Origin of the sequence: Romboutsia maritimum (assembly GCF_002251085.2) — a bacterium.
Classification (GTDB): Bacteria; Bacillota; Clostridia; order Peptostreptococcales; family Peptostreptococcaceae; genus Romboutsia_B; species Romboutsia_B maritimum.
Genome location: NZ_NOJZ02000005.1, coordinates 1 through 26938 on the forward strand (window position 1 = coordinate 1; position 26938 = coordinate 26938).

26 protein-coding genes, 2 rRNA genes and 1 riboswitch are annotated in these 26938 nt (G+C 26.8%); of the genes, 24 read left to right on the plus strand and 4 right to left on the minus strand.

Annotation, left to right across the window (positions count from 1 at the left end; all coding sequences use genetic code 11):
* From CHF27_RS04385 to CHF27_RS04450, 14 genes are all read left to right on the plus strand, one after another.
* Positions 1–152 (plus strand): 23S ribosomal RNA (locus tag CHF27_RS04385); the annotation flags it as partial.
* An 84-nt stretch (positions 153–236) separates the two neighbouring features.
* A 5S ribosomal RNA gene (rrf, locus tag CHF27_RS04390) occupies positions 237–353 on the plus strand.
* Between the two features lie 238 nt (positions 354–591).
* The gene (locus tag CHF27_RS04395; protein WP_095406342.1) at positions 592–1533 is read left to right on the plus strand and encodes an AAA family ATPase; all 942 of its coding nucleotides are present in this window, start codon (positions 592–594) and stop codon (positions 1531–1533) included.
* A gap of 8 nt (positions 1534–1541) precedes the next feature.
* The gene (locus tag CHF27_RS04400; protein WP_095406341.1) at positions 1542–3311 is read left to right on the plus strand and encodes a cobaltochelatase CobT-related protein; all 1770 of its coding nucleotides are present in this window, start codon (positions 1542–1544) and stop codon (positions 3309–3311) included.
* A 222-nt stretch (positions 3312–3533) separates the two neighbouring features.
* A riboswitch (cobalamin riboswitch) is annotated at positions 3534–3714 on the plus strand.
* A gap of 178 nt (positions 3715–3892) precedes the next feature.
* A complete protein-coding gene (locus tag CHF27_RS04405; protein ID WP_115975927.1) occupies positions 3893–4654 on the plus strand; it encodes an energy-coupling factor ABC transporter permease in 762 nt (253 codons plus the stop codon).
* Positions 4623–4919, plus strand: a complete 297-nt coding sequence (locus CHF27_RS04410; RefSeq protein WP_115975930.1) for an energy-coupling factor ABC transporter substrate-binding protein — start codon at positions 4623–4625, stop codon at positions 4917–4919. The genes CHF27_RS04405 and CHF27_RS04410 overlap by 32 nt, the downstream gene beginning before the upstream one ends.
* A 2-nt stretch (positions 4920–4921) precedes the next feature.
* Positions 4922–5620, plus strand: a complete 699-nt coding sequence (gene cbiQ, locus CHF27_RS04415) for a cobalt ECF transporter T component CbiQ (RefSeq protein ID WP_115975933.1) — start codon at positions 4922–4924, stop codon at positions 5618–5620.
* Entirely contained in the window at positions 5613–6431 is an 819-nt protein-coding gene (locus tag CHF27_RS04420; RefSeq protein WP_199533609.1) for an energy-coupling factor ABC transporter ATP-binding protein, read from the plus strand. Before cbiQ ends, CHF27_RS04420 begins: the two co-directional genes overlap by 8 nt.
* Before the next feature lie 192 nt (positions 6432–6623).
* Complete coding sequence (locus tag CHF27_RS04425; RefSeq protein WP_115975939.1) at positions 6624–7628, plus strand: BMP family lipoprotein; 1005 nt, start codon at positions 6624–6626, stop codon at positions 7626–7628.
* Positions 7629–7834: 206 nt separating this feature from the next.
* The gene (locus CHF27_RS04430; RefSeq protein WP_115975942.1) at positions 7835–10060 is read left to right on the plus strand and encodes a DUF3553 domain-containing protein; all 2226 of its coding nucleotides are present in this window, start codon (positions 7835–7837) and stop codon (positions 10058–10060) included.
* 85 nt (positions 10061–10145) lie between these two features.
* Positions 10146–11441: a M18 family aminopeptidase gene (locus CHF27_RS04435; protein WP_115975945.1), complete on the plus strand. Its 1296-nt coding sequence runs from the start codon at positions 10146–10148 to the stop codon at positions 11439–11441.
* A 15-nt stretch (positions 11442–11456) separates the two neighbouring features.
* Positions 11457–12221 carry a patatin-like phospholipase family protein gene (locus CHF27_RS04440; RefSeq protein WP_115975948.1) on the plus strand — a complete coding sequence of 255 codons (765 nt, stop codon included), beginning with the start codon at positions 11457–11459 and terminating at the stop codon, positions 12219–12221.
* A 102-nt stretch (positions 12222–12323) separates the two neighbouring features.
* Entirely contained in the window at positions 12324–12911 is a 588-nt protein-coding gene (locus tag CHF27_RS04445; protein WP_115975951.1) for an AAA family ATPase, read from the plus strand.
* A gap of 130 nt (positions 12912–13041) precedes the next feature.
* On the plus strand, positions 13042–13566 hold the full coding sequence (locus tag CHF27_RS04450) for a peptidylprolyl isomerase (protein ID WP_115975954.1): 525 nt from the start codon (positions 13042–13044) through the stop codon (positions 13564–13566).
* 215 nt (positions 13567–13781) lie between these two features.
* Here the strand turns inward: CHF27_RS04450 and CHF27_RS04455 are convergent, their stop codons facing one another.
* Positions 13782–15377 (minus strand): putative manganese-dependent inorganic diphosphatase, encoded by a 1596-nt coding sequence (locus CHF27_RS04455; RefSeq protein WP_115975957.1) that lies wholly within the window; start codon positions 15375–15377, stop codon positions 13782–13784.
* Positions 15378–15510: 133 nt separating this feature from the next.
* Here CHF27_RS04455 and CHF27_RS04460 point away from each other — a divergent pair, with 133 nt between their 5' ends.
* The gene (locus tag CHF27_RS04460; RefSeq protein ID WP_158534725.1) at positions 15511–16107 is read left to right on the plus strand and encodes a DUF4230 domain-containing protein; all 597 of its coding nucleotides are present in this window, start codon (positions 15511–15513) and stop codon (positions 16105–16107) included.
* A gap of 230 nt (positions 16108–16337) precedes the next feature.
* Positions 16338–18941 carry a bifunctional acetaldehyde-CoA/alcohol dehydrogenase gene (gene adhE / locus CHF27_RS04465; RefSeq protein WP_115975962.1) on the plus strand — a complete coding sequence of 868 codons (2604 nt, stop codon included), beginning with the start codon at positions 16338–16340 and terminating at the stop codon, positions 18939–18941.
* A gap of 143 nt (positions 18942–19084) precedes the next feature.
* On the opposite strand, the gene CHF27_RS04470 is transcribed toward adhE, so the two are convergent.
* Complete coding sequence (locus tag CHF27_RS04470) at positions 19085–19420, minus strand: hypothetical protein (RefSeq protein WP_243444945.1); 336 nt, start codon at positions 19418–19420, stop codon at positions 19085–19087.
* A gap of 229 nt (positions 19421–19649) precedes the next feature.
* Positions 19650–19901, minus strand: a complete 252-nt coding sequence (locus tag CHF27_RS04475) for a hypothetical protein (RefSeq protein WP_095405174.1) — start codon at positions 19899–19901, stop codon at positions 19650–19652.
* An 85-nt stretch (positions 19902–19986) separates the two neighbouring features.
* On the opposite strand from CHF27_RS04475, the gene CHF27_RS04480 reads away from it, so the two are divergent.
* From CHF27_RS04480 to CHF27_RS04510, 7 genes are all read left to right on the plus strand, one after another.
* A complete protein-coding gene (locus tag CHF27_RS04480) occupies positions 19987–20718 on the plus strand; it encodes a YkgJ family cysteine cluster protein (protein ID WP_095405175.1) in 732 nt (243 codons plus the stop codon).
* Between the two features lie 10 nt (positions 20719–20728).
* Positions 20729–21640 carry an MBL fold metallo-hydrolase gene (locus tag CHF27_RS04485; RefSeq protein WP_095405176.1) on the plus strand — a complete coding sequence of 304 codons (912 nt, stop codon included), beginning with the start codon at positions 20729–20731 and terminating at the stop codon, positions 21638–21640.
* Between the two features lie 50 nt (positions 21641–21690).
* Complete coding sequence (locus tag CHF27_RS04490) at positions 21691–22488, plus strand: GTP pyrophosphokinase (RefSeq protein ID WP_095405177.1); 798 nt, start codon at positions 21691–21693, stop codon at positions 22486–22488.
* Between the two features lie 103 nt (positions 22489–22591).
* The gene (locus tag CHF27_RS04495; RefSeq protein ID WP_095405178.1) at positions 22592–23284 is read left to right on the plus strand and encodes a metallophosphoesterase; all 693 of its coding nucleotides are present in this window, start codon (positions 22592–22594) and stop codon (positions 23282–23284) included.
* Between the two features lie 120 nt (positions 23285–23404).
* Positions 23405–24199, plus strand: a complete 795-nt coding sequence (locus tag CHF27_RS04500) for a hypothetical protein (protein ID WP_095405179.1) — start codon at positions 23405–23407, stop codon at positions 24197–24199.
* 150 nt (positions 24200–24349) lie between these two features.
* Complete coding sequence (locus CHF27_RS04505) at positions 24350–24910, plus strand: 5' nucleotidase, NT5C type (protein ID WP_095405180.1); 561 nt, start codon at positions 24350–24352, stop codon at positions 24908–24910.
* A gap of 32 nt (positions 24911–24942) precedes the next feature.
* Positions 24943–25428 carry a hypothetical protein gene (locus CHF27_RS04510; RefSeq protein ID WP_095405181.1) on the plus strand — a complete coding sequence of 162 codons (486 nt, stop codon included), beginning with the start codon at positions 24943–24945 and terminating at the stop codon, positions 25426–25428.
* 106 nt (positions 25429–25534) lie between these two features.
* Here CHF27_RS04510 and fba read toward each other — a convergent pair whose 3' ends face one another.
* Entirely contained in the window at positions 25535–26461 is a 927-nt protein-coding gene (gene fba, locus CHF27_RS04515) for a class II fructose-1,6-bisphosphate aldolase (RefSeq protein ID WP_095405182.1), read from the minus strand.
* Between the two features lie 138 nt (positions 26462–26599).
* Between fba and CHF27_RS04520 the strand changes: the two genes are divergently transcribed.
* The gene (locus CHF27_RS04520; protein WP_095405183.1) at positions 26600–26929 is read left to right on the plus strand and encodes a DUF1904 domain-containing protein; all 330 of its coding nucleotides are present in this window, start codon (positions 26600–26602) and stop codon (positions 26927–26929) included.
* Positions 26930–26938 lie beyond the last annotated feature (9 nt).

Here is a 26938-nt window from a genome sequence, read left to right on the forward strand (position 1 = left end):
GCTGAAAGCATCTAAGCGCGAAGCCTACTTCAAGATAAGATTTCCCACCGTAAGGGTAAGATCCCAGGAAGACTACCTGGTTGATAGGTCGAAGGTGTAAGTGCAGTAATGTATTTAGCTTAACGATACTAATAGATCGAGGACTTGACCAAGAATTAAAATGATAATTCCTAAATGTATGCAGTTTTTAGAGTATTAACTCTAAAACTTAATAGAAATGTTAAGCATAAAGATTATGTGGTTATAATAGCAAAGAGGATACACCTGTTCCCATTCCGAACACAGAAGTTAAGCTCTTTAGCGCTGATGGTACTTGGAGGGCAACCTCCTGGGAGAGTAGGACGTAGCCACGTAATCTTTTTTATTTAAAATAATTAAAAAAATAAAAAGATAGCAAGTTTGTGCTATCTTTTTTTAATGCATAAATAAGTTATAAAAAATTTAAAAATAATGTATTATATGATATTTATATTTAAAAATTTTTATTATATTTTTAATTAGCTATAAATAGATAAATTAAGTAAATCAATTTTAAATATATTTATGATAGAATATAAATATATTGCATTAACTAGAAGGGGGATAATGGTAATGGATATTATTGAGAATCTTAGAGAACAAGGAATAAGTGAAAAACTCATAGAAGATATATTTTATTTTAGAAGATTTTATAAATTAGAAAAAAATTTAGAGTATAGGATAACAAAATCTAATAGATATTTTTATGGAAAAGACATAATATCAATGTGCATATCATCAATACTGGAAGAAGAAAATATCTTATTATCAGGTCCAAAAGCTACAGGAAAAAATTTATTAGCAGATAACTTATCAGAAATATTTTTAAGGCCTCAATGGAATACATCTTTTCATATAAATACAGATAGTTCTACATTAATAGGTACAGATACATTTATAGACAATGAAGTAAAATTAAGACGAGGGTCAGTCTATGAATGTGCTATAAATGGAGGATTTGGAGTGTTTGATGAAATAAATATGGCAAAAAATGATGCAATAGTTGTACTTCATTCAGCACTAGACTATAGAAGAGTTATAGACGTTCCAGGATATGAACGAGTAAATTTACACCCAGCAACGAGATTTATTGGGACTATGAATTATGAATATGCAGGAACTAAAGAATTAAATGAAGCATTAGTATCTAGATTTATGGTTATAGATATTCCAGAGATAGAAGAGGAAAAGATAATGATGATTTTAAAAGATGAATTTGATGATGCGGATGAAGAAAAATTAAATCAATTTGCAGGAATTTTTTTAGATCTTCAATTAAAGTGTAAGAATGGAGAAATTTCGAGTAAATCTGTTGATTTGAGAGGCCTTATTGGATCTTTAAAAATAATAAGAAGAGGATTAGGTCCAAATCTAGCAATTAATATGGGTATGACTGGTAAAACATTTGATATATATGAAAAAGAGATAGTTGGAGATATTATTAAAACAAGAATACCAGATAAATGGGAGAGTAAAGATATATTTCCAAATAAAAAGTTATGTCATATTAAATAGGTGATAAAATGAAATGGATATATAATGAATATGAATTTGATAATAGAGTAAACAACTTATCTTGGACAATATCTGGAAAATACAATGAAGATATAGATATATTAGAAAAAGACTATTCATCAAAGGATGTGTCACTTTATTTTGCAATAATATCAGGAGCTAGGCGTAAATATGTAGATTGGGATATGGTAAAAAAGTATTTAGTAAATAGGATTAATCATGGTTATGATAAAGAAACAATACTAAATTTAGTACAAATAACTTTAAATAATATAGTAGAATCAAAAGTTATACAAGATAGACCTGGAGTTGAGGATATAAGGCAAAAGGCATATAAGGATATAGTTTCTAATTTTAATAAAATATATGAAAATGAAATACTAGAAAAAGTTAAATATGCATTTATACTTGAAAGTATGGGAAAACATCCAGCGTTAAGTGGGCTTAATAGAAGGATTGTTAATGATATAAAGGATATAAATATAAACTATAATATGTTAGAAGTGTTAAAAGGAATAGATGAAATATATTTAAATTATTTTGAAAAAATTATTAATAAAAGTGAAAATAATATAGATATAAATTATAAAAATAGTAAAGAAATTGATTTTGATACATTTTCTAATTTTATGTATGAAGAATTATACAGTGAGGAAGAAGAAAAACTTGTAGAAAATGAGATAAATGAGATATCATCATCTATGTTAGTAGAAAGTATAGGTGAGATAAATAAGGCAAATTTAAAAAACTCATCAAATAGAGTAATATATGTTGATGAAGAAACATCAAATAAAATTTATGAAAAAATAGAGTATTATTATGGAAAAGCATTTTTATCTAAATCAGAAATAAAAAAAATAGAAACTAAAAATTGTAGGAATGTTCATGAAGGATGTAGAGTACATTTTACAGATGGGGTACTAAGAAGTGAATGTAAAAATATATTTCAGGTTAAATATGTAACTAGGCAGAAAGAAAATAATATAAGTAAATATAGAGACAACATAAAAATACATAAAAGAAATATAAATAAATTAAAAGAAAGTTTATTAAGAATTTTAATTCAGGAAAGTTCTAAGAGCAGAGTATATTCAGATTGTGGAAATATTTGCGCTAATAGGGCATGGAGAGCTAGTAGAAGCAACAATAATAAAATATTTTATAAGGATATAGATAATGAAAAAGGTAGATATGTCATAGATATATTATTAGATGCTAGTGGATCTCAAAGTAGAAATCAAGCTATGGTTGCAACACAGGCATATATAATTGCAACAGCATTAACATTAGTAGGAATACCGAATAGAGTAATTGGCTTTTCTAGCTTTTTAGATTATACTATTTTAAGAAGATTTAAAGACTACAATGATGAAGTAAAAAAAAGTGAGAATATATTTGAATACTTTTGTGCAGGAAATAATAGAGATGGATTAGCAATTAAATCTGTATGTGAAAATTTAATTAGCAGAGATGAAGAAAATAAAATTTTAATAGTTCTTAGTGATGGAAAACCTAATGATATAAAAATAGGAAAAGATACACAAAGAAGTATAAGAGGAGAAATGTCTTATAGAGGTAATATAGCTATAAAAGATACAGCTAATGAAGTGAGAAGAGCTCGTCAAAGAGGAATTTTAGTACTAGGAGTATTTACGGGTAAGGAAAATGAGTTAGAAGCAGAGCGATTGATATATGGAAATGACTTTATATATACAAAAAATATTGATAGATTTTCTGATATAGTATCAATGTATTTAAAGAAAATAATTATTAACTAAAAGGTATATATAAACAGCTATAGAATATATATCTTAAGAGAGTTAATAAGATTAACATAAATTAAAGACATATAAGTTATAAAGGATAACTTGTAAAATCTTGATAATTTATATAAGATTATTATAAAAATAAAATTTTGTAAAAATCAAATAAAATTTAAAAAAAAAGAAGGTATATACAAATAAATATAGAATTATGTATATATAGTAAATAAATTGAATATATTTCATAATATTTTAGGTTCTTATAAGATTAATAGGGAAAGAGGTTAAATTCCTCTACAGCCCCCGCTACTGTAATGCAGACGAAACCTTTTATTACCACTGTGACTAATTTTCATGGGAAGGAAAAGGAAGTAGGATGAAGCTAAGTCAGGAGACCTGCCTATAGATATTCAAGTAATTTCTTCGGGGTAGGAGAAAGTTTCTTATAAATACGTATAATAGTATGGATAAAAAACGGCCTAACTTCGAGTTGGGCTTTTTATATGCCTAAAATATAAAAATTTCAATGATATTTATTAAAAAAAGAACTTATAAAAATACATATTTAAATTATGTAGTAGAAAAGGGGAAGAGTAATGAAACAATCAAAGCAATTCAATCATCTAAAATTAGGATTAGTTGCAGCATTTATGTTAATCATCTTAAATCCGGTTACATCAAATGCAATGCATATAATGGAAGGTTTTTTACCTGTCAAATGGTCTATTACATGGAGTGTAATATTTATACCATTTTTCCTTGTAGGATTAAAGTCTATAAACAAAATAGTAAAAGAACAGCCTAAGAAAAAAATATTATTAGCACTATGTGGGGCTTTTGTATTTGTGTTGTCAGCTCTTAAAATACCATCAGTTACAGGAAGTTGTTCACATCCAACAGGTGTAGGACTTGGTGCAATATTATTTGGACCAAGTGTTATGGTAGTTCTAGGAGTAATAGTACTTTTATTTCAAGCTATACTTCTAGCTCATGGTGGATTAACAACATTAGGAGCAAATGCTTTTTCAATGGCAATTGTTGGACCTATAGTATCATTTTTAATATTTAAGTTATTGAAGAATAAAAAAATCAATAGAGGATGGGTTGTATTTCTTAGTGCAGCAATAGGAGATTTAGCTACATATACAGTAACATCTTTCCAATTAGGATTAGCATTTCCAGATCCAACAGGGGGAATAATGCTTTCAGTTACTAAATTCTTAGGAATATTCTTCTTAACACAAGTTCCAATAGCTATAGCTGAAGGAATACTTACAACTATACTTTATAACTTAATAACAGAAAATGAAAAAGAGGAGGCTCACAATGGAGAATACGAGTTACAAATCAACAAATAAGACAAAAAAAACTAATTTAATATTATTACTTTTAGCTATAGTATTAATTATAATACCTTTAGTATTCAATTCAGGAGCTGAATACGGAGGAGCAGATGATCAAGCAGAAGGTGTGATTTCTGAAGTTAATCCAGGATATGAGCCATGGTTTAGTAGTATATATGAGCCACCAAGTGGAGAAATAGAAAGTTTACTATTTGCTGTTCAAGCAGCATTAGGAGCAGGGGTTGTAGGTTACTATTTAGGTAGCAGAAAGAATAAATAATTATGATAGTAATTGATAAGTATGCATATACAAATAATTTAATTAACATGAATCCCAATATAAAATTTAGTGTAGGGGCAATATTTCTTATTGCTTCTATGCTAAGTCAAAGTTTAATAATATCTACTGCTATTATATTTTTAATGAGTGCAATTATAGTCTTTATAGCTAAAATTGATCTTAAAAATTATTTGTATTTATTAAAAATACCATTAGTATTTTTGCTTATAAGTATAACAATGACATTAATAAGTATAACTTCAAATTCTGAGATATTAATTTATAGTTTTAAAATTGGAAATACTTATATAGGGGTATCTATTCAATCTGTAAATACTTCTATAAAAATATTTTTTAGAGCAATGTCATGTTTAACATGTGTGTATTTTATTATGTTGACAACTCCGTTTAACCAATTAATATTTCTATTTAAAAAGGCACATATACCAGATACAATAATAGAATTATCTATGCTGATTTATAGATTTATATTTATATTTATGGAAGAAGTATCTGATATACGTAAATCACAAGAACTAAGATTTGGGTACATAAATTTAAGAACATCATATAAATCTCTGGGACTTTTAGGTAGTTTATTATATAAAAGAATGATGATTAGATACGAAGAGATGTGTATATCTTTAGATATAAAATTATACGACGGGACATTTCACATAGTAGGAGATAATAATGTTTAAAATAAATAATTTAACTTATAAATATGAAAAAAACACTTCAGCTTTAACTAATATAAATATGGATTTTTCAAAAGGGGATGTAATAGGAATCATTGGTTCCAATGGTTCAGGAAAATCTACTTTATTTATGAATTTAATGGGTATTTTAAAACCAACATCTGGAGAAATTTTATTTAATGATAATAAATTAAAGTATGATAAAAAGAGTTTATACAACCTTAGAAAAGATGTAGGAATAGTTTTCCAAGATCCAGAAAAGCAAATATTTTATTCAATGGTATATGATGATATAGCATTTGCTTTGAGAAATATTGGTGTAGATGAAGATACTATAAATAGGAAAGTACATGAAGCTTTATTAGCTGTTAATGGAATAGATTTCATAAAAAAACCTGTACATTTTTTAAGTTATGGTCAGAAAAAAAGGATAGCAATAGCATCAGTAATAGCTATGGAAAATAAGATAGTATTACTAGATGAACCTACAGCAGGATTAGACCCAATTAGTACTAGAGCAATTGTAGATATAATAAATAACTTAAAAAATAAAGGAATTAAAATAGTCATATCAAGCCATGATATGAACTTAATGTATGAAATATGTGATTATATTTATGTATTGAATAAAGGTAAAATTATGGATGAAGGTTTGACTGAAAATGTATTTGTAAAAGAAGAAAATATAATAAAAGCAGGATTAGAGTTACCTTGGTTAGTAAAAATTCATAAAAATATGAAATTACCTTTATTTAGATGTGAAGAAAATTTGTATGAGTACTGTGAAAAAAATGTTCTTATTACAAATAATTAATTAGCCCTCGACCTATTTTAATAATAGATCAAATAAATAATTGAAATAAAAAATAACCCTTAACCTACCTAAATAAGGTACCTTAGGACTTAAAAGTCTTAAGGTTTATTTTTTTTTGATTATATTTACAAGTGTAAATACAGGTGATACAATGATTGTGTATAGGGAAAAAACTAATGGGGGGATTGTACTATGAATAAACAAATGAGGTTATTAATTGTAACAACAATGAGTTTAGTTTTATCATTAGGACTAGTGGGATGTAGTCCTACTAAAAAGGAAGAGAAAAAAGACTTTAAAGTAGGCGTTGTATTAGGAGAAGGTGGAGCAAATGACCAATCATTTAATCAATCTTCTTTAGAAGGATTAAATAAAGCTAAAAAAGAGTTAGGTATAGATGGAAAGTATTTAGAATCAAATCAAGATGCTGATTACATACCTAATATAGAAACATTTATAGATGAAAAGTCAGACTTAGTAATAGGAGTAGGTTATACTACAGCAGCAGCTATGCTTGAATCAGCAAAAAATTACCCAAATGTAAACTTCGTAGTAATAGACCACAATTATAAAGAAGAAGATAAGGAAATACCAAAAAATATGGCTTGTGTAACTTTTGATGAGAGAGAAGTTTCTTATTTAGTAGGTGTAATTGCAGCAAAAATGAGTGAAACAGGAAAAGTTGGTTTTATAGGAGGAATGAAAGATCCTAACATAACTAGATTTGAAGATGGGTTTGTAAAAGGTGTAAAATCTGTAGGTTCAGATATAAATTTATTATCTCAATATGCTAATTCATATGATGATGCTAGTTTAGGAAAATCAATAGCAAATCAAATGTATTCAAAAGATGTAGATGTTATATTCTCAGCAGCAGGTAATGTTGGAACTGGAGCGATAGAATCAGCTAAAGAAAAAGATAAATTTGCAATTGGTGTTGATATGGATCAAAATAGTTTAGCACCAAAAAATGTAATTACATCAGCTATGAAAAGAGTTGACATAGGAGTATTTGATATTATAGAAAAAGCTAAAAAAGGTGAATTTGAAGGTGGAAAAGCTATAGTTTACGGATTAAAAGAAGGCGGAGTTGGAATTGCACCTTCTACAAATAAAAATGTTCCAGAAGATATAGTTAAATACACAGAAGAACAAGCTAAACAAATAATTGATGGAAAAATAAAGATTGGTAAATAATTTAAAACTAATATAATATATAGATAGAAAGGTTTTTACTTTTATGGAAAGTAAGAACCTTTTTATTTTTACTATGAAATTTATGGATATATATATTAAATTTATGAAATGTTGGGAAAAATTTAAGTATTGACTGTCTTAAAATTTGAACAAATACTTAATTTAGATTAAAATATACTTATATCACTGTTAACAGGAGGAAAAATATGAATTTAGATACATTAAATCCTGCCCAGAGAGAAGCAGTAGAAAAGACGGATGGCCCCGTTCTTATACTTGCTGGGGCTGGATCAGGAAAAACTAGAGTTTTAACGACTAGAATAGCACACCTTATGGAAGATAAAGGAGTGCAAGCTACAAACATATTAGCAATAACATTTACAAATAAAGCGGCTAATGAAATGAGAGAAAGAGTAGAAGAAACAATTCCAGGTGCGAATACTAAAGAAATGTGGATAAGCACATTCCACTCTTGTTGTGTACGTATACTGAGAAAAGATATAAATAGAATCGGATATAATAGAAGTTTTGTTATATATGATAGTGGTGACCAAATAACGCTAGTAAAGGATTGCCTTAAGGAATTAAATTTAAGTGATAAGGTATTTGAACCAAAGTCAGTTATAAGTGCAATTTCAGGAGCTAAAGATAAATTGTATAATCCAAAACAGTTTAAAGCAATACACTTATCAGACAATAGAATGAGTAAAATAGCAGATATATATGCATTATATCAAGATCGTTTAAAAAGAAATAGTGCATTAGACTTTGATGATTTAATATATAAGACTGTTGAGTTATTTAAAGAAGAAAAAGAAGTATTAGATTTTTATAGAAGTAGATTTAAATATATAATGGTAGATGAATATCAAGATACAAGTAAAGCTCAATATGAGTTAATAAAGGTATTAGCAAAAGAACATCAAAATATATGCGTAGTTGGAGATGATGACCAAAGTATATATGGATGGAGAGGTGCTGATATAAGAAACATACTTGAATTTGAAAAAGACTATGATGATGTTCATACTGTTAAACTAGAGCAAAATTATAGATCTACTCAGATTATACTAGATGCAGCTAATACAGTTATATCAAATAATATAGAGAGAAAAAGAAAGAAACTTTGGAGTGAGAAAAAAGAAGGAGAGCTTATAAAAATACAACTTTCTGACAATGAAGTAGATGAAGCTGATTTTATAGCAGATACAATAGCAAGAGTAGCAAGAAGAGATAGAAGGCCATACAAAGATTTTGCGGTTTTATACAGAGCTAATGCACAGGCCCGTTCTATAGAGGATGCTTTAAATAGAAGCCAGATACCATATAACATATATGGAGGAACTAAGTTCTATGAAAGAAAAGAAATAAAAGACTTAGTTGCATATTTAAGAGTAATACAAAATCCACAAGATGATATATCGCTAAAAAGGATAATAAATGTACCTAGAAGAGGTATAGGTCTTAGAACTATAGAAAAAATAGAAGATAGAGCTAGTTTAAAACAAGAAAGTATATATTCAGTTCTTATAGATATTGATACGAACTCTGATATATCAACAAAAGCAAGAGCAAGTATAAGTGGATTTGTGGATATAATTGGAACACTTAGAACAATATCTACAGTATATCCTGTTAGTAAATTAATAGAAAAAGTACTAGATACGACAGGATATTTAGACGAACTTGAAAAAGATAAGAGTGAAGACTCACAAGATAGAATAGACAATTTAAAAGAGTTTATATCTATAGCACTAGAATTTGAACAAAATAATGAGGAAAAAGATTTACAAACATTTTTAACTAGTGTAGCTCTTACATCAGAGCAAAGTAATGATGAAGAAAATGATAAAGTATCTCTTATGACTATTCATACATCTAAAGGATTGGAATTCCCAGTTGTATTTTTAACAGGTATGGAAGAAGGATTATTCCCTATATCTAGAGCTGTAAGATCTATGAATGATTCTGAGATTGAAGAAGAAAGAAGACTTTGTTATGTTGGAATAACTAGAGCTAAAGAAGAATTATTTATGACACTTACTAAAAAAAGAACTTTATATGGAAAGACAAATCCTTCTATAGCATCTAGATTTATGGAAGAATTGCCATTAGAGTGTATAGAGAAGCTTAATAAAATGGAAAAAGAATTAACTTATTCAAAAGCAAATTATAATATACTTGATAAGTATACAAAAAAATATATGAATAATGTGAATAAGTCTACGGTAGCTACAAATGTAAAGGCTACTATAAAAGATAGCCAAAAAGAAACTGATATAGACGATATAAAATTAGGTAGCAAGGTACATCATCCTAAGTTTGGAATTGGAACTGTAGTTGCTATGGTAGGAACAGATGTTACGATAGCATTTGATCAACAAGGAATTAAAAAAATAAATAAAGAGTATACAACACTAGATTTATTGTAAAGTTAATATATTGGAGGCTGTTTTTAAATTGAATTTTTGATTTGAAAACAGCTCCTTTTAAATATAAAAGGAGGTTAGAAATATAATGAAAAAAGAATTTGCAAAGAATCTTATAGAGTACATATATAATAGCCCAACATCATTTCATGCAGTTGAAACATCTAAAAATCTTTTAGAAAAACAAGGATTTAAAAAATTAGAATTGGATAAAAAGTGGAGTTTAAATATAGGTGAAAAATATTATATAACAAAGAATTCATCAGCATTAGTTGCCTTTGTAATAAATTCAGATAATGTAGAGAGTGAAGGCTTTAGAATAGTAAGTTCACATTCAGATTCACCTACATTTAGAATAAAACCAAATCCAGAAATAGTAAGTGAAAATACATATTTAAAGTTAAATACAGAATGTTATGGTGGACCAATATTAAATACCTGGTTAGATAGACCTCTAGGGATTGCAGGAAGAGTAGTTGTAAAAGGTAGTGATATATTAAAACCGAAAGAGAAAATAGTAAATTTAAATAAACCTGTATGTATAATACCGAATGTTGCAATACATTTAAATAGAGATGTAAATGAAGGATATAAATTAAATAAGCAAGATGATATGTTACCATTGATTGGTTTATTAAATGAAACTTTAGAACAAGATGAATTTTTATTAAAGGAAATATCAAAACATTTAAATATTGATGTTCAAGATATCTTAGATTTTGATTTATTTTTATATGAATTTGAAAAAGGAAGCTTTATAGGTATAAATGAAGAATTTATATCTAGTTCAAGATTGGATAATTTATCTATGGCTCATGCTAGTTTAAATGCAATTATAAATTCAAAAGGAAGCAAAGGTATTAATGTTGTTTCTATATTTGATAATGAAGAAGTAGGTAGTTCTACTAAGCAAGGTGCAGATTCTAATATGCTATTAAATATATTAGAGAGAATTTGCCTATCTTTAGGAAAAGATAGGGAAGAATTTTTTACTTCTATATATTCTTCATTTATGATATCTGCAGACTTAGCTCATGCAGTTCATCCAAATATAACTAAAAAACATGACCCTACTAATAGACCAGTTATGGGAAAAGGACCTGTAATAAAAATAAATGCAAATCAATCTTATACTAGTGATGGATATTCTATATCTGTTTATAAAAATATATGCAAAGAATCTAATGTAGAGTATCAAGAGTTTGTAAATAGATCAGATCAAAGAGGTGGAAGTACTATAGGACCAATATCTTCTACTCACTTAGATATACCTTCTGTGGACGTAGGAAGCCCAATATTAGCGATGCATTCTATAAGAGAGTTGGCAAGTGTAGAAGACCATTATAATATATATAAGACATTTAATAAATTTTATGAAATATAGAGAGGAGATTTTGTTATGAAGATAGGATTATGCCTTTCAGGCGGTGGAGCAAAGGGCTCATATCAAGCAGGAGTTATAAAAGCGTTAAATGAAAGAGGAATAAATAAATTCCATTCAATATCAGGAACATCAATAGGTGCTATTAATGGTTATTTTATATTCACAGAAAATGTTGAAAACTTAGAAAAAATGTGGATAAACTTAGAATCAAATGGTGAAAACGATACCAAAATAGTTGATAACACTGTGGATAATTCTCAAGTTATTGAAAATTTAAGTGTTATTAAAGATAATTCTAATAAGAAAATTAATTTTTATGTTAATTATGTTGAAGTAGAAAATAGCATAATGAAAGAAAAAGTAGAAAATTTATGTAATCTAGATAAAGATGAAGCACTAAATAGGATAAAATATAGCTCTTTGTTACCTTTTAACCCTAATTATACAGGTAGTGTAAGTGAACAATTTAAGAAAGATTTAAAAGAAGGTTTATATAACGGATATAAGCTAGATGGGGGCTTATTAAGAAATACATTAATTCAACCATTAATTGAGGATAATGTGGATAAAATCATTATAATATCCACTAGATATGATTACAATTTACCTAGAGATATAAAAGGACAGTATGACGAAAATAATATAATTATAGTAAGACCTAAAACTATTTTTAGTAGAAAAGACACACTTAGATTTGAAAATGAATTCTGTAATGAACTGTTTGAAGAAGGATATGAAATAGGTAAAAATATAGAAATAAACATAAATAAATCTATGTAAATAAATACAATAATATCAAAAACATTGAATAAACTGCTAAATGTTAGTATAATATAAAGGTTCGTTAATATGAGAAAATAATATATGGAGTTGATTATAAATATGGCAACTAAAAGAATAGCAGTTTTAGGTGGACCAAGATGTGGTAAAACTACATTAATACAACATTTATATGTTGAAATGAAAATTGCAGGACTGAATCCAGGATATGCATTAGAATATTCTACTGAATATCTAAAGGATAAAGGAATGATAGAAACTATATCTGAGCAATATGGTATTTATCTAGGACAAAAAAAATTAGAAGATGAATTATCTGTATTTGATTACGCCCTTACAGATTATGCTACTTTTGTACCATACATATACGGTAGATTTATGTTAGGTAATAAAACTAGAACTAAAAAAGAAATACAAATCCTTAAAGATTTATATTGTTTAGCTATAGAGGATGTACAAAACTACGATATGATAATATATGTTCCAAGAGAATTTGGATATGTACAAGATGGAGTAAGATGGCAAGCAGAAGATGTAGCACTTCAAATAGATAATGCTATATTAAACTTCTTACAATCAGAAAATATAAAATATGTAGAGGTTAAAGGATCAACTAAAGAAAGAGCTAAGGAAATACTACAATTATTAGATATTGATTATAAAGAAACAGAACAATTAGATGAACAATAAAGATAAGTTACTATTTAATATAGTAGCTTATTTTTAGCTTATTTTTTTATTTTGTGAGATTTTTATATAACTTAGTATATAATATATATGAAGAATACATAAATAGATAAGAATGGAAAGGAAGATTAAAATGGAAACTAAAAACGCAATAGTAACGATAGAAATGGAAAACGGTAAGAAAATAGTGATGGAGTTATATCCAAATATAGCTCCAAATACTGTTAAGAACTTTGTAACATTAGTACAAAGTGGATTTTATAATTCAGTAACATTCCACAGAGTAATAGAAGGATTTATGCTACAAGGAGGATGCCCAGATGGAACAGGAATGGGTGGTCCAGGTTATGCTATAAAAGGTGAATTCAGAGGTAATGGTTTTACAAATAATTTAAAACATGAAAGAGGAGTTATATCTATGGCAAGAACAATGGCTCCAAATTCAGCTGGATCTCAATTCTTTATAATGCATAAAAATTCACCACATTTAGATGGACAATATGCAGGATTTGGTAGAGTAATAGAAGGAATAGATGTTGTTGATGAAATAGCTAAAGTAGCTACAGATAGAATGGATAAACCTAAAACTGAGCAAAAAATGAAAGAAGTTACAGTAGAGACTTTTGGGGTAGATTATTCAGACGTTGAAAAAATGTAATCAAAAATGGATATTATATCCTATTTACATTATAGTAAATTTAATTTACAATAGTAGATGCAATAAATCCTAAAACACAATAGATATATATTAATTAAATGTAAATAATTTAAACCATATCATTTATAACACACCAGGTAATTTGGTAGAATTAAATTAATTTTTTTAATTAATAAAATAAGGAAGGTATCCACCTTCCTTTTTTTATTAATATATTATAAATTTTTAATTGCATTAGTAAGGTTAGGAACTAGTTGTTTCTTTCTAGAAACTACACCTTCAGCAAATACACCTTGAGAAGCATCCACTTTAAATGATTCAGATATAACCTTATCTTCAGCTTTGTATATTAGATAAGAACCTTCCTTTATTATATCTGTTATTGCAAGAACTAACATATCATAATCAGTACTATTTATATAAGATAGGAATTCATCTTTTTTAGCAAATATAGAGTCAATGTCTAATGTAAATACTTGACCTATACCTACTCTCTTACCGCTCATGTTAAATTCTTTAAAGTCCATGTTTACTATTTCTTCTATGCTAAATTCATCTAAAGATGTACCAGCTTTAAACATTTCCATTCCATATTGTTCCATATTAACTTTAGCAATTTTACTTAACTCTTCGCAAGCTAACTTATCCATTTCAGTAGTTGTTGGAGATTTGAAAATTAATGTATCTGATAATATAGCTGATAATAGTAGTCCAGCTATTTCATAAGGTATTTCTACATTATTTTCTTTGAACATTTTGTAAATTACAGTACAACTACATCCTACAGGCATAACTCTAAAAGACATAGGAACGTCAGTAACTATACCACCGATTTTATGATGATCAACTACTTCTACTATATTAGCTTGTTCTATACCATCTGCACTTTGAGCATATTCATTATGATCAACTAAAACAACATTTTTCTTAGTTGGATTTAGAAGGTGACTTCTAGAAACTAATCCTAAGAATTTATTATTATCATCAACAACAGGATAAGATCTAAAGTTTGTATCTAACATAATTTCTTTGATGTCATCTGCATAATCATTTTTATTGAAAATTATTAAGTTTTCATTAGATATTATACTTTCTAAGTAATTACATTGATTTATTATATTAGAAGCTTTATAAGTATCACAATCTACAGATATTACAGATACTTTATTTTGTTTAGCAAGAGCTAATAAATTATCTGATAATTTTGTGTTGCCAGTTAATATTAAAAGTTTAACTTTTGTATCTATAGCATATTCTATAGTATCATATCTATCACCAACTATAGCTATGTCACCTTCTGATAGAAGATCTACAATAGTGTCCATACCAAATGATAAAGTTACAACTCTACCTGATATATTTTCATCACAATTAACAAGTACTGAACCATTAAGATTTTTGCATATATTTGATAGAGATGTATGTACAGTACTAAAATGTTGATGAAGTAAGCTTTGAGCTATTTCCTTCATAGTGATTATTCCTACGAAATTTTCTTCATTAGAAACTACAGGTAATGTTTTAACATTTTTTTCAGTCATTAAATTGTAAGCCTCTAATATTGAAGAATTAGGATTTAAAGGAACCACTTTATCGTAACTTAAATCCTTAACTTGTATTTTTACGTTATCTAAAACCTTAGGTCCATCTACTTTAAAATAATCTAAAGCAAATTTTGCCTCTTTTCTTATATCTCCTAGAGCGTAAGCAGTAGCATTTTCACCTAATTGATTTTTTAGGTATGCTAACGAAATTGAAGAGCATATTGAATCTGTATCTGGATTCTTATGCCCGAAAACTAATAATGTCATTTTAAATACTCCTTTCATAAAAAAATAACTAAAAATTAACAAATGTTAATTAGAAATTACATTAAAAGCATATATTGGTTTGAAACCAATAAAATATTATATGAGAAATATTATATCAAAAGGAGGAAACGATTTGTTACAAAAACGAAAAAAATTTAATAAAGTAACTGTATTATTGCCAATTATTTTATTAGTCATAACTGCAACATATATAAGTATTAAGTTAAAATCAGAAAAAAATTTATATGAAGACAACACGAGGGTAATAGATACTATAAGTCAAGTTTTAGATTTAAATACAGTAAAATATAACTATAGTAATATAGTAACAGTTAAAAAGGATAAAAGCATAAATGACTTTAAAATACCTTTCACAGAAAAATCATTTATTATTAAATATAATGGAACTATAAATGGAGGAATTAAACCAGAGGATATAAAGGTAATAAAAAACACGGGAACTAAAATATATATAGACGTTAAACAGTGTAGAATATTAGACCATTATATAGATGATAAAAATATGTATGTATATGATGTTAAAAATTCAATATTTAATAAGGTTCAAGTACAAGAAGTATTAAAAGATTTAAATAAATATAAACAGGATTATGAAAAGAAAATAGTAAATGAAGGATTTATGGATGAAGTAAAAAGTAATACTAAATCTAGTTTAGAAAATTTACTAAAAAATATGGGATATAAAGAAGTGGTTGTTAGTTTTAAATAATACATAAAATAATTTTAAAAGTATTTAAAAAGCCAATCTAGTAAATAATATTTACAGATAGGCTTTTTGTTTTTTGACGAAGAAAAAATATTGATAAAAAAATAACAATATATATTGACATACTTAAGGAGATAATATATTATCAAGATATAATAATATTGTTAAAAAACTAACACAAAATTCATATAAATTATAAAATATATAAATTATAAAAATAGGAGAAATAAGATATGAGTAAAGATAAAAATATAATTAGCATAGAAAAGATGGTAGATGAATTAGTTTATAAAGCTAATATAGCAAAACAAGAGATGCTTAAATTAGATCAAAAAGGCATAGATAGTATTGTTAAAAAAATGACAAAGAGTGGTTTAGATAAGCATATAGAACTTGCTAAATTTGCAGTAGAGGAAACTAAAAAAGGTGTGTTTGAAGACAAAGTTACAAAAAATATATTTGCAACAGAATATGTTTACAATAGTATAAAGTATAAAAAAACAGTGGGAGTAATAGAGGAAAATGATGAAGATGGATATATGCTAGTAGCAGAACCAATAGGTGTTATAGCAGGCGTGACTCCTGTAACAAATCCTACTTCAACAACTATGTTTAAGTCTATAATATCTATAAAATCAAGAAACCCAATTATATTTAGTTTTCACCCTTCAGCTCAAAAATGTTCAGTAGAGGCTGCTAGAATTTTAAGAGATGCAGCTATAGCTGCAGGTGCTCCAGAAAACTGTATACAATGGATAGAAGAACCATCAATAGAAGCATCTAATTTATTAATGAAGCATGATGGTGTAGCTTTAATACTTGCAACAGGTGGACCAGGTATGGTAAAAGCAGCATATTCGTCAGGAAAACCAGCATTAGGTGTGGGTGCAGGAAATGTACCTTGCTATATAGAAAAGACAGCTGATGTATCTCAAGCAGTTAACGATCTTATACTATCTAAGACATTTGATAATGGAATGATATGTGCATCTGAACAGGCAGTTATAATAGATGAGGTAATATATAAAGATGTAGTAAGTTTGATGAAATATTATAATTGTTATTTTTTAAATAAGAAAGAAAAAGAACAATTAGAAGACCTAGTTATTAATAAAGAAAGTTGTTCAATAAATCCAGGTATAGTTGGCCAAAGTGCATATACTATAGCTCAAATGGCTGGAATAAAAGATGTTCCTAAAAATACAAAAATATTAATAGCAGAACTTAAGACAGTAGGAAAAGAAGATTTATTATCAAAAGAAAAATTGAGTCCAATATTAGCTTGTTATAAAGTGAAAGGATTTAAAGAAGGTATACAAAGATGTGTAGAAATGACTGAGTTTGGAGGATTAGGTCACTCAGCTGTTATACATTCAAATGATGATGATGTAATATTAGAATTTGGAAAAACAATAAGAACAGGTAGGATAATTGTAAATGCGCCATCAACTCACGGTGCAATAGGTGACATATACAACGTAAATATGCCATCACTAACATTAGGATGTGGTTCTATGGGAAACAACTCAACAACTGACAATGTGTCTGCGGTAAATTTAATAAATATAAAGAAATTAACAAAGAGAAAAAATAATATGCAATGGTTTAAAGTTCCTGAAAAAATATATCATGAATTTGGTTCTATAAGTTATTTAGAAAAACTTCATAATGCAAATAGAATTATGATTGTTACAGACAAAGTTATGGTTCAATTAGGAAATGTAGAAAAGTTAAATTATCACTTAAGAAAAAGAAGAAATCCAGTAATGGTAGAGGTATTTTCTGATGTAGAGCCAGATCCATCAGTAGAAACAGTGTTAGATGGTGCTGAGAAAATGAAAATATTTAAACCAGATACAATAATAGCTTTAGGAGGAGGTTCTGCAATAGATGCAGCTAAAGCTATGTGGTTATTTTATGAAAATCCAGATGTAGATTTTAATGACCTTAGACTTAAATTTATGGATATAAGAAAAAGAGTATTTAAGTTCCCTAAATTAGGAAAACAAGCTCAATTAGTGGCAATACCAACAACATCAGGAACAGGGTCGGAAGTTACTTCATTTGCAGTTGTTTCTGACAAAACTAATAATATGAAATATCCATTAGCGGATTATGAGCTTACACCAGATATAGCAATTATTGATCCAAGCTTAGTAATGACAGTTCCAGCTAATGTTACCGCTGATACAGGGGTTGATGTTTTAACACATGCTATAGAAGCTTATGTATCTGTAATGGCTACAGATTATACAGATGCATTAGCTATAAAGGCTATACAATTAGTGTTTGATTATTTACCTAGAGCATATAAAAATGGAAATAACAGACAAGCAAGAGAAAAAATGCATAATGCGTCATGTATGGCAGGAATGGCATTTACAAATGCGTTTTTAGGAGTAAATCACTCCTTAGCACATAAACTAGGTGGAGAGTTCCATATACCTCATGGTAGAGCAAATGCAATATTATTACCACATGTAGTTAAATATAATGCATCTAAGCCAACGAAGTTTGCTGCTTTTCCTAAATATAAAGAATTTGTAGCTGATAAAAAATATGCTGAAATATCTAGATTTTTAGGGTTAAAAGCCGATACAGTTGAGCAAGGAGTAGAAAGTTTAATAGAGGCGATAAATAATTTGTTAGTGGAATTAAATATACCAAGAACAATAAAAGAATGTGGAATAAATGAATTTTCGTTTATATCTAAGGTTGATAAATTAGCATTAGATGCTTTTGATGATCAGTGTACACCAGCAAATCCAAGACTTCCGCTAGTAGAAGAATTAAAAGAAATTTATTTGACAGCTTATGGAGAAATAAGTAATAAATAAATAATTGAAATATTCAGAAAATTAATTGACTAAAGTAGTAAAACAGAATATAATTTAAATATAAATAAATGTAAATAAAAAAATTCAGGGGCCTATTAAGGCCCCCTTATTATTTTATAAAAAATTATATATTATTTTAAAAATTATTTTAAAGTTTTAGATATATAAACTTTTTCATTATCATTTTTTATATTAAAGATAGAGTCTTTATAATCAACTTCAAAATTAGCGAAAGCAGAAAATAAATCTATATCTCTCATTAAATGAATAGTCATAGTATTTTTATCTTTATTAATTCTTAGAATTAGAGATCTAACAAAAGGGAACTGAATTCTTGAGTTAAAAAATTCTGATTCTTTAGTACATACATCTAGACTTCTATAATTTAAATCTATAAATATATCTAAGTCATTGTCTTCTTCTCTAATTATTCTGTATTCAAAATCTGTGTCCAATGCTAAGTTTCCAATTGTAATCATAATAACACCTCGTATTCTAGTATGTGTATTATAAAATAATAACATACAAATATGATATAAACTATAAATAATTATTTATAATATATATATTGGTAAAGAAAAAGAGCTTTCATTGGGGGAATGAAAGCTCGAATTGGGGGAGATTGAGTTAAATATTTAATTTTCATTAAATATTATATCCCTTGGTAAAATAAATATACAAAATTAATGAAAATATTTATTAAAAAATTTATCTCTTTTTATTAAAAAACTTAGAACCTAAATATTTTTTTATATCTTCTTGAGATGAAAAATCATCTATAAGAATTTCTCTCCCAGTATCTTCAAATATAACTAAAACCTCACAATCACCTTGTAAGAAAAATTTTGCTACTGTATCTTCTCTAACTTCTCTAACTTTTGTTATTCCTTTTTTAGTTTTTTCATAATCTTTAGTATAGTAACTTTCCATCATGTTTATTATCTTTGTGTATCTATTCATAAAATACCTCCTACGATTAATCTTAAAAAATGTGTTATAATAATTGTTTGTATTAACTTAATAATTATAACAAGGAGTAATAATAATGACTAGTATAAAAAAATTAGATATTTTGAATTGTATAGATTATGCTAATAAAAATAAATTATTTCAGAGGCTAAATGATGTATATGAAATTTTACCAAAAGGAAACTGTACAGGTTGTGGTAACTGTTGTATGGAATCAGTAGGTATTAATTTGATAGAATTTATAAATATATTTAATTATTTAAATGAAAAAGATGATTTAAGAAGAAAATGTCTAAATAAAGTAATAGATTATTATTTTTTAGAATATATAAAAAAGAGTCCATGTCCATTTAAAGATGAAAATAATAGATGTTTAATATATGAGGTAAGACCTTTAAATTGTAGGTTATTTGGTCATTGGAAAAAAGAAGACTATAATAAAAATTTAAATACTGTAACACAAAAAAATGTAGATTATAAAAAATTAATTAAATCAAAATATGGTTTTGAAATAAGTGATGAAATAGTTAAGTTTAGAATAAATTATTGTGATGAATTTATACCAGAAAAAGGATATTTAAGTAAGTCTACAAGGTTGGGATTTGCAGATGATCTTATGGTATTAGATTCTAAGATTTATTCAAATGGTGTCGTAGATATAGAGTTTAAGGATAGAGGGATAGTAGAATATTTTATAGATTTACTATTAGATGAAAATGTAGCTTATAATATAAAGATAAGAGTATCTAAAGATGAACACATAAGATTTATAGCAATTAATAGACTAAAGAAGATGTTAATACGATAGTGGTGATTAAATGAACTTAGAACATATAAAAGGAAAAACTTTTTATATAAAAGGAGGAACTAATACTGGAATATATCTGTTTGAAGATAATACAGCAATAATGATAGATCCAGGATTAGGAGGATTAAGACCTAAAAAGATTAATAAAATTTTAGAGCAAAATAACATAGATTTGAAGTTTATAATAAATACCCATGAACATGATGACCATTATGGTGGATGTATATATTTTAAACAAGATAAAGAAGAGTTAAATATATTGTCATCAGAGTATGCCAAATTATATATAGAAAATCCAGACTTATTTTCAAAGTATATTATAGGAGGTAAGTCAAATGGATTTTTAGATGATAAATTAAAAAATAAATGTTTAGGAAAAATACGTATAAATAAAACCCTCAGTGAAGGAATAATAAAGTTAAATAGTGAAGATTTTATAATTATAGAGATTAAAGGACATACACCAGGAAGTATAGGTGTTATGACTAATGATAAAGTATTTTTTGTTGGAGATCTTTTAGTTGGAGAGGATATACTTAGAAAATATGATTTTTTATTCATATATGACATAAAAGAGTATTTAAAATCCCTACAAAAAATTAAAGATATAGACTTTGAATATTTAGTATTAGGACACAGTAAAAAAGTTATATCAAAAGAAGATAGCAATATTCTTATAGAAAAACATGAGATGTGTATTAATAAATATATTTATCAAATAAGAAAGTTATTGAATAAACCAATGTCATTAGAAAAAATTCTTCAGAGAATTATAAGAAGTAATAATTTAAGTAGCAATTATAAAGAATATCAATTTTATAAAAGCTCTTTAATCTCAGTAATAAGTTATTTAGAAGAGTTACAAGAGATATCATATACATTAGATGAAGGTGAATTGCTTTATTATACCAAAAAAAAATAAATTATGATAAAATAAATATGACTTTAAAAAAAGAATAAAGGGTGAGCAATATGGAATACGAAAAGTGGGATGAAGTACTAGCTCCTTATGATCATGCTGTTGAAGAATTGAAAGTAAAATTTAAAAATATAAGAAAAGAATTTCTGACAAAGGGTGAATACTCTCCTATAGAATTCGTTACTGGTAGAACAAAAAAAATAGCTTCTATAATATCTAAAGCAAATAGGCTTGATTTGGTAGATATAGAATCAGAAATGGAAGACATAGCAGGCATAAGAATAATGTGTCAGTTTGTTGAAGATATATATACTATAGTTGATTTGATAAAGTCTAGAAATGATATGAGTATAGTATATGAAAAAGATTATATTAAAAATTTTAAAGACAGTGGATATAGAAGTTATCATGTTATAATAAGGTATCCTATAAATTCGATAGCAGGCTCAAAAGAAATCCTATGTGAGATACAAATTAGAACTCTTGCTATGAATTTTTGGGCTACAATAGAGCACTCTTTAAAATATAAATACGAACATTACATACCTGAAAATTTAGCTATTAGGCTGAGAAGAGCAGCTGATGCTGCGTTTTTGTTGGACCAAGAGATGAGTGAAATCAGAGAGGATATAATGAAAGGACAAGTTATGTATCAAGTAAAATCACTTACAGTTAGAGAGGTTTTAAATACAATTCAAGACTTGTACAATGTGGGAGATACACATAAAGCTTTATTATATCAACGAAGATTAGATAGGATAGATAATGAGCGAGATATAACAGAAATATTAAATTTAAAAAAGGAAATAGATGATTTATTAGAGCAGTATAAGAATCCTAAAAAAAAGTGATTATGTGGGGTTGACTCAATTAATTTTGAGACAGTCCCTTATTTTTTGATATAAAGTAAAAAATTTAAAGGCTTATATATTAGCCTATGAAAGGATAGAACTTATGAGTTTATATGCAATAGGAGATTTACATTTTTCAACATCTGTTAATAAACCTATGGTTGTATTTGGAGAAAATTGGGCAGACCATGAAAATAAGATAATTAATAATTGGAAAGCAAAAGTTAAAGAAGATGATACGGTTTTAGTACTAGGAGATACATCTTGGGGAATAAATTTAGAACAAGCGAAACAAGACTTAGATATAATACATAATTTACCTGGTGAAAAAATTTTTATAAAGGGAAATCATGATTATTGGTGGACTACAGTAACAGGACTTAATAAATTATATGATAATATGAAATTTATACAAACTAATTTTTATGAATATAAAGATTATGCAATTTGTGGGGGAAGAGGATGGATATGTCCCAATGATGTGAAATTTGATTCTAATGATGAAAAAATATACAAAAGAGAAGAAAATAGAATAAAGTTGTCATTAGAAGCAGCACGTAAAAAGGGACATAGTAAAATCATAGTAATAACACATTATCCACCAACTAATGATAAATTAGAGGAATCTATATTTACAAAATTATATGAAGAATATAATGTAGAAAAAGTTATATATGGTCATTTACATGGTAAGGAGTCTTTTAAAATGGGACTAAAGGAAAAGCGAAATGGAATTGAATATACATTAGCTTCATCAGATTATATAGATTTTAATTTAATAAAATTATTAGATTAAAAATTGAAAATTGGTAAATACTATAAATGATATGTTAAAAATAGATAAATGGGGGAAATATTGATTTAATAAAATTGAAAAATTATTATTTCCTTTATATTAAAAAAGGAGTGTTAATAAATGAGATGGACATTAGTATTCTTATTTCTATATTTTATTCCTTTGATCATATTATTTAGGAATTATAAGAACTTCAGAAGATCTTGTATATACGGTAGTATTTACGTGGTATTAGCAACGACAATAGTAATAAGTAATATGTATATGAGTGGGTTAAATAAAATAAAAGAAGCTTTATATTACCAAAGTTATGCATCGGATGAAAGATATAAAGATAAATATGTATCTAATTTTGATAAGCAATACATTCAAGAAGATGAATCAGAAAAAAATATACAAAAAGAGAATAATACCCAGGTAAACAATGACACTGACCAAGTGGAAGAAGTAAATGAAGAAAAAGAGAGTAAGATTTGTGAAGAAACAGATTCTAAAAAAATATACAATTTTAAAAAAGACATATATGATATAGAGAGGGTAGCGTTAATACCAATGAGAGAGTGTATGGTATATACAAAAGATATCTATAAGAACCTACATAACATTAGAAATATAAAAGAGGATATTGAATATGCTCAATATACGTGCAAAGAAGTAGTAAAAACTTATAATAAGCTGGATATACCAACTCTTTCTAATGAAGATTATACAAAAGTATTAGTAAATGCTAAAAATGATGTAAAAAAAGCATATGAATTAAGAGAAAAAGCTATGGAAAGTGCAAATAAACTTATTGAAACTAAAAATCCTAAGTATATAGGAAAATTAACAGAATACTTACATTTATCGGATAAACAAATTGAGAGTTTTAAAGAAAGATTAAATGATTTAAAAGAAAAAATAGACGAAAATTAAAATATGTATATAATATAAAAAAGCTTGCTTATTTAGGCAAGCTTTTTTATATTATATACATATACTTATATAGTACGCTTTGATTTATAATAAAACTTATGATATAATGTGAGGATTATTAAGTTTAGTTAATCATTATGGAGGGTAGAGATGAGTAAATTAAATATATGTATTGATATAGATGGAACTATAACTAGTCCCTATCATTTTATACCATACTTAAATGAAATGTATAATAAAAGTATAACTGAAGATGAATGTATAACTTACAAATTAGAAGAGTTATATCAAGTTGAAATTGAAGAATTATTGCAAAAGTTTCACAATGAATATGTCCATTCTTATGGAGAAGCTCAAGTTGTTGAAGGAGCAAAGGATATTATAGGCGAATTATATAAAAATAATAATATATACTTTGTCACAGCTAGAAGTGAAACACTTACTGATATAACTACAAAATGGTTAAGTAATAATGGATTTTCTGAAATAGAGGTATATTTATTAGGTAGCGATTATAAAATAGAAAAAGCAAAAGAATTAAACTGCAATATATTTATAGAAGATAATCCTTCTAATGCTATTCAATTAGCTAAAGCAGGTATGCATGTTTTATTAATTGATACAAATTATAATAAAGAGATAGAACATGAAAATATAACTAGAGTAAATGGATGGAAAGATATTAAAGAAGTTATAGAAAAATATAACTAAGTAAACTCTACTAAATGGGGGGAGGCGATCTTATGATAGAATTAAGTTTGAAAAATAGAAAAGGCGAAATTCATGTAAATAGCAAAGAAGTTAAAGATATTTTAGGATTGCGCTCAGATTTTGAAAATGTTCAAGATATATCTAATACCATAAATCAAGAAAATATAATGGTGTATGATTGCCAATTAGCAGAAGATATATTTGATATACAAGATATAGAAGAAATACTTGAAGAACTAGGTGAAGATATAGATGAGTCCTACTTTAATGTTTTGTTTGAAGATATAAGAGCATACTTAAAAGATGCTACGGATGAAATTGAGGCTGAACTACAAGATATGTATTTATTTGATAATCTTAGATGCTTCTTTGATGTATATAATATAGATGAGACATTTACTGATTTTAAATTTGTATTTGTTGTATGTTTTAAAGATATAAAAATATCTTCGCTTACAAATTTAGCAAAGATAGTATCAAAACGACAATTAATAGGTGCATCTAAGTTTTATAGTTAATAGATACCTAGAAAAAATATAGAGCCATATTAAAATAAAAAATTTTGAATATAATCTAGTATAGAAGATTACATTCAAAATTTTCTTTTTGATAGGCTTTTTTTAATTAATTTATAGAATTAGCAGAACCTAAAACAACATCAATCTTACTTTCAACAACAGCTTGTATAGCATCTCTACCAGCACCGATGTATTTTCTTGGATCGAATTCTTTAGGATTTTCAGCAAAGAATTTTCTTATAGCTGCAGTCATAGCCAATCTTAAATCAGTATCCATATTTATTTTACAAACAGCCATAGAAGAGGCTTTTCTTAGCATATCAACTGGGATACCTTTAGCACCAGCTATATTTCCACCAAATTCATTACAAGTAGCAATTGTATCTTGATCAACAGCAGATGCACCATGTAATACTATTGGGAAATCTGGTAATTTATTTTGTATTTCTTCTAGTATATCAAATCTTAAATTAGCTTCTCCTTTAAATTTAAAAGCACCATGAGAAGTTCCTATTGCGATAGCTAATGAATCTACACCAGTTCTGTTTACAAATTCAACTGCTTCAGCTGGTTTTGTATATTTGTGAACATCAGAAGAAACTTCATCTTCAACTCCAGCTAAAACTCCTAGTTCAGCTTCAACAACTACACCCTTAGAGTGAGCATAATCAACAACTTCTTTAGTTATATTAACGTTTTCTTCGAAGTCATAGTGAGAACCATCTATCATAACAGAAGAGAAACCAGCATCTATACAAGTTTTAACAGCTTCTAAATTTGGTCCATGATCTAAATGAAGAGCTACATCTATACCAATTTCTTCAGAAGCGGCTTTAACCATTTCAACTAAAGTATGTGGTCCAGCGTATTTAACAGCAGACATAGATGCTTGAATCATCACATAAGAATTTTTAGCTTTAGCACCTTTTAAAACACCTTGTAATTGTTCTAAATTACTTATATTAAAGGCTCCTATAGCGTATCCGCCTTCATAGGCTTTTTTAAACATTTCTTTTGTACTAATTAATCCCATATAAAACTCCTCCTATTTTAAATTTGTCTATCAATTATATTATAACGGTAAAGTAAAAAAAGTATATACTAAATTGTAATAACATTAAATTAAACGTATAATAATATATATATTATGAAATAGAGAGGAAAAATATTTATGCCACAAGTTAAAATAAGAGGAATTAATGAAAATGATATATGTAAGATAAGTGAAAAAATGATAGATAGTTTAGTTGATGCGGTTAAGTGTCCAAGAGATTATTTTGAAATAGAATGTATAAAATCAGTAGCTATAAGAAATGGAAAAATAGCAGAGGTTTATCCATTTGTAGAAGTAGCTTGGTTTGATAGAGGACAAGAAGTTCAAGATAAAGTAGCTAAAATAATAACGGATAGTATAAGAAATAATTTAAATATTGAAAGTATGGATTTAGCATTTACTGTATTTGGTAAAGAAAAATACTATGAAAATGGTGAGCATTTCTAAGGAGGTAAA

What these genes read in the sequence shown, in the direction of transcription:
- CHF27_RS04395 (WP_095406342.1), top strand. Translation starts at nt 592, where the DNA reads ATGGATATTATTGAGAATCTTAGAGAACAAGGAATAAGTGAAAAACTC.
- CHF27_RS04400 (WP_095406341.1), top strand. Translation starts at nt 1,542, where the DNA reads ATGAAATGGATATATAATGAATATGAATTTGATAATAGAGTAAACAAC.
- CHF27_RS04405 (WP_115975927.1), top strand. Translation starts at nt 3,893, where the DNA reads ATGAAACAATCAAAGCAATTCAATCATCTAAAATTAGGATTAGTTGCA.
- CHF27_RS04410 (WP_115975930.1), top strand. Translation starts at nt 4,623, where the DNA reads ATGGAGAATACGAGTTACAAATCAACAAATAAGACAAAAAAAACTAAT.
- cbiQ (WP_115975933.1), top strand. Translation starts at nt 4,922, where the DNA reads ATGATAGTAATTGATAAGTATGCATATACAAATAATTTAATTAACATG.
- CHF27_RS04420 (WP_199533609.1), top strand. Translation starts at nt 5,613, where the DNA reads ATGTTTAAAATAAATAATTTAACTTATAAATATGAAAAAAACACTTCA.
- CHF27_RS04425 (WP_115975939.1), top strand. Translation starts at nt 6,624, where the DNA reads ATGAATAAACAAATGAGGTTATTAATTGTAACAACAATGAGTTTAGTT.
- CHF27_RS04430 (WP_115975942.1), top strand. Translation starts at nt 7,835, where the DNA reads ATGAATTTAGATACATTAAATCCTGCCCAGAGAGAAGCAGTAGAAAAG.
- CHF27_RS04435 (WP_115975945.1), top strand. Translation starts at nt 10,146, where the DNA reads ATGAAAAAAGAATTTGCAAAGAATCTTATAGAGTACATATATAATAGC.
- CHF27_RS04440 (WP_115975948.1), top strand. Translation starts at nt 11,457, where the DNA reads ATGAAGATAGGATTATGCCTTTCAGGCGGTGGAGCAAAGGGCTCATAT.
- CHF27_RS04445 (WP_115975951.1), top strand. Translation starts at nt 12,324, where the DNA reads ATGGCAACTAAAAGAATAGCAGTTTTAGGTGGACCAAGATGTGGTAAA.
- CHF27_RS04450 (WP_115975954.1), top strand. Translation starts at nt 13,042, where the DNA reads ATGGAAACTAAAAACGCAATAGTAACGATAGAAATGGAAAACGGTAAG.
- CHF27_RS04455 (WP_115975957.1), bottom strand. Translation starts at nt 15,377, where the DNA reads ATGACATTATTAGTTTTCGGGCATAAGAATCCAGATACAGATTCAATA.
- adhE (WP_115975962.1), top strand. Translation starts at nt 16,338, where the DNA reads ATGAGTAAAGATAAAAATATAATTAGCATAGAAAAGATGGTAGATGAA.
- CHF27_RS04470 (WP_243444945.1), bottom strand. Translation starts at nt 19,420, where the DNA reads ATGATTACAATTGGAAACTTAGCATTGGACACAGATTTTGAATACAGA.
- CHF27_RS04475 (WP_095405174.1), bottom strand. Translation starts at nt 19,901, where the DNA reads ATGAATAGATACACAAAGATAATAAACATGATGGAAAGTTACTATACT.
- CHF27_RS04480 (WP_095405175.1), top strand. Translation starts at nt 19,987, where the DNA reads ATGACTAGTATAAAAAAATTAGATATTTTGAATTGTATAGATTATGCT.
- CHF27_RS04485 (WP_095405176.1), top strand. Translation starts at nt 20,729, where the DNA reads ATGAACTTAGAACATATAAAAGGAAAAACTTTTTATATAAAAGGAGGA.
- CHF27_RS04490 (WP_095405177.1), top strand. Translation starts at nt 21,691, where the DNA reads ATGGAATACGAAAAGTGGGATGAAGTACTAGCTCCTTATGATCATGCT.
- CHF27_RS04495 (WP_095405178.1), top strand. Translation starts at nt 22,592, where the DNA reads ATGAGTTTATATGCAATAGGAGATTTACATTTTTCAACATCTGTTAAT.
- CHF27_RS04500 (WP_095405179.1), top strand. Translation starts at nt 23,405, where the DNA reads ATGAGATGGACATTAGTATTCTTATTTCTATATTTTATTCCTTTGATC.
- CHF27_RS04505 (WP_095405180.1), top strand. Translation starts at nt 24,350, where the DNA reads ATGAGTAAATTAAATATATGTATTGATATAGATGGAACTATAACTAGT.
- CHF27_RS04510 (WP_095405181.1), top strand. Translation starts at nt 24,943, where the DNA reads ATGATAGAATTAAGTTTGAAAAATAGAAAAGGCGAAATTCATGTAAAT.
- fba (WP_095405182.1), bottom strand. Translation starts at nt 26,461, where the DNA reads ATGGGATTAATTAGTACAAAAGAAATGTTTAAAAAAGCCTATGAAGGC.
- CHF27_RS04520 (WP_095405183.1), top strand. Translation starts at nt 26,600, where the DNA reads ATGCCACAAGTTAAAATAAGAGGAATTAATGAAAATGATATATGTAAG.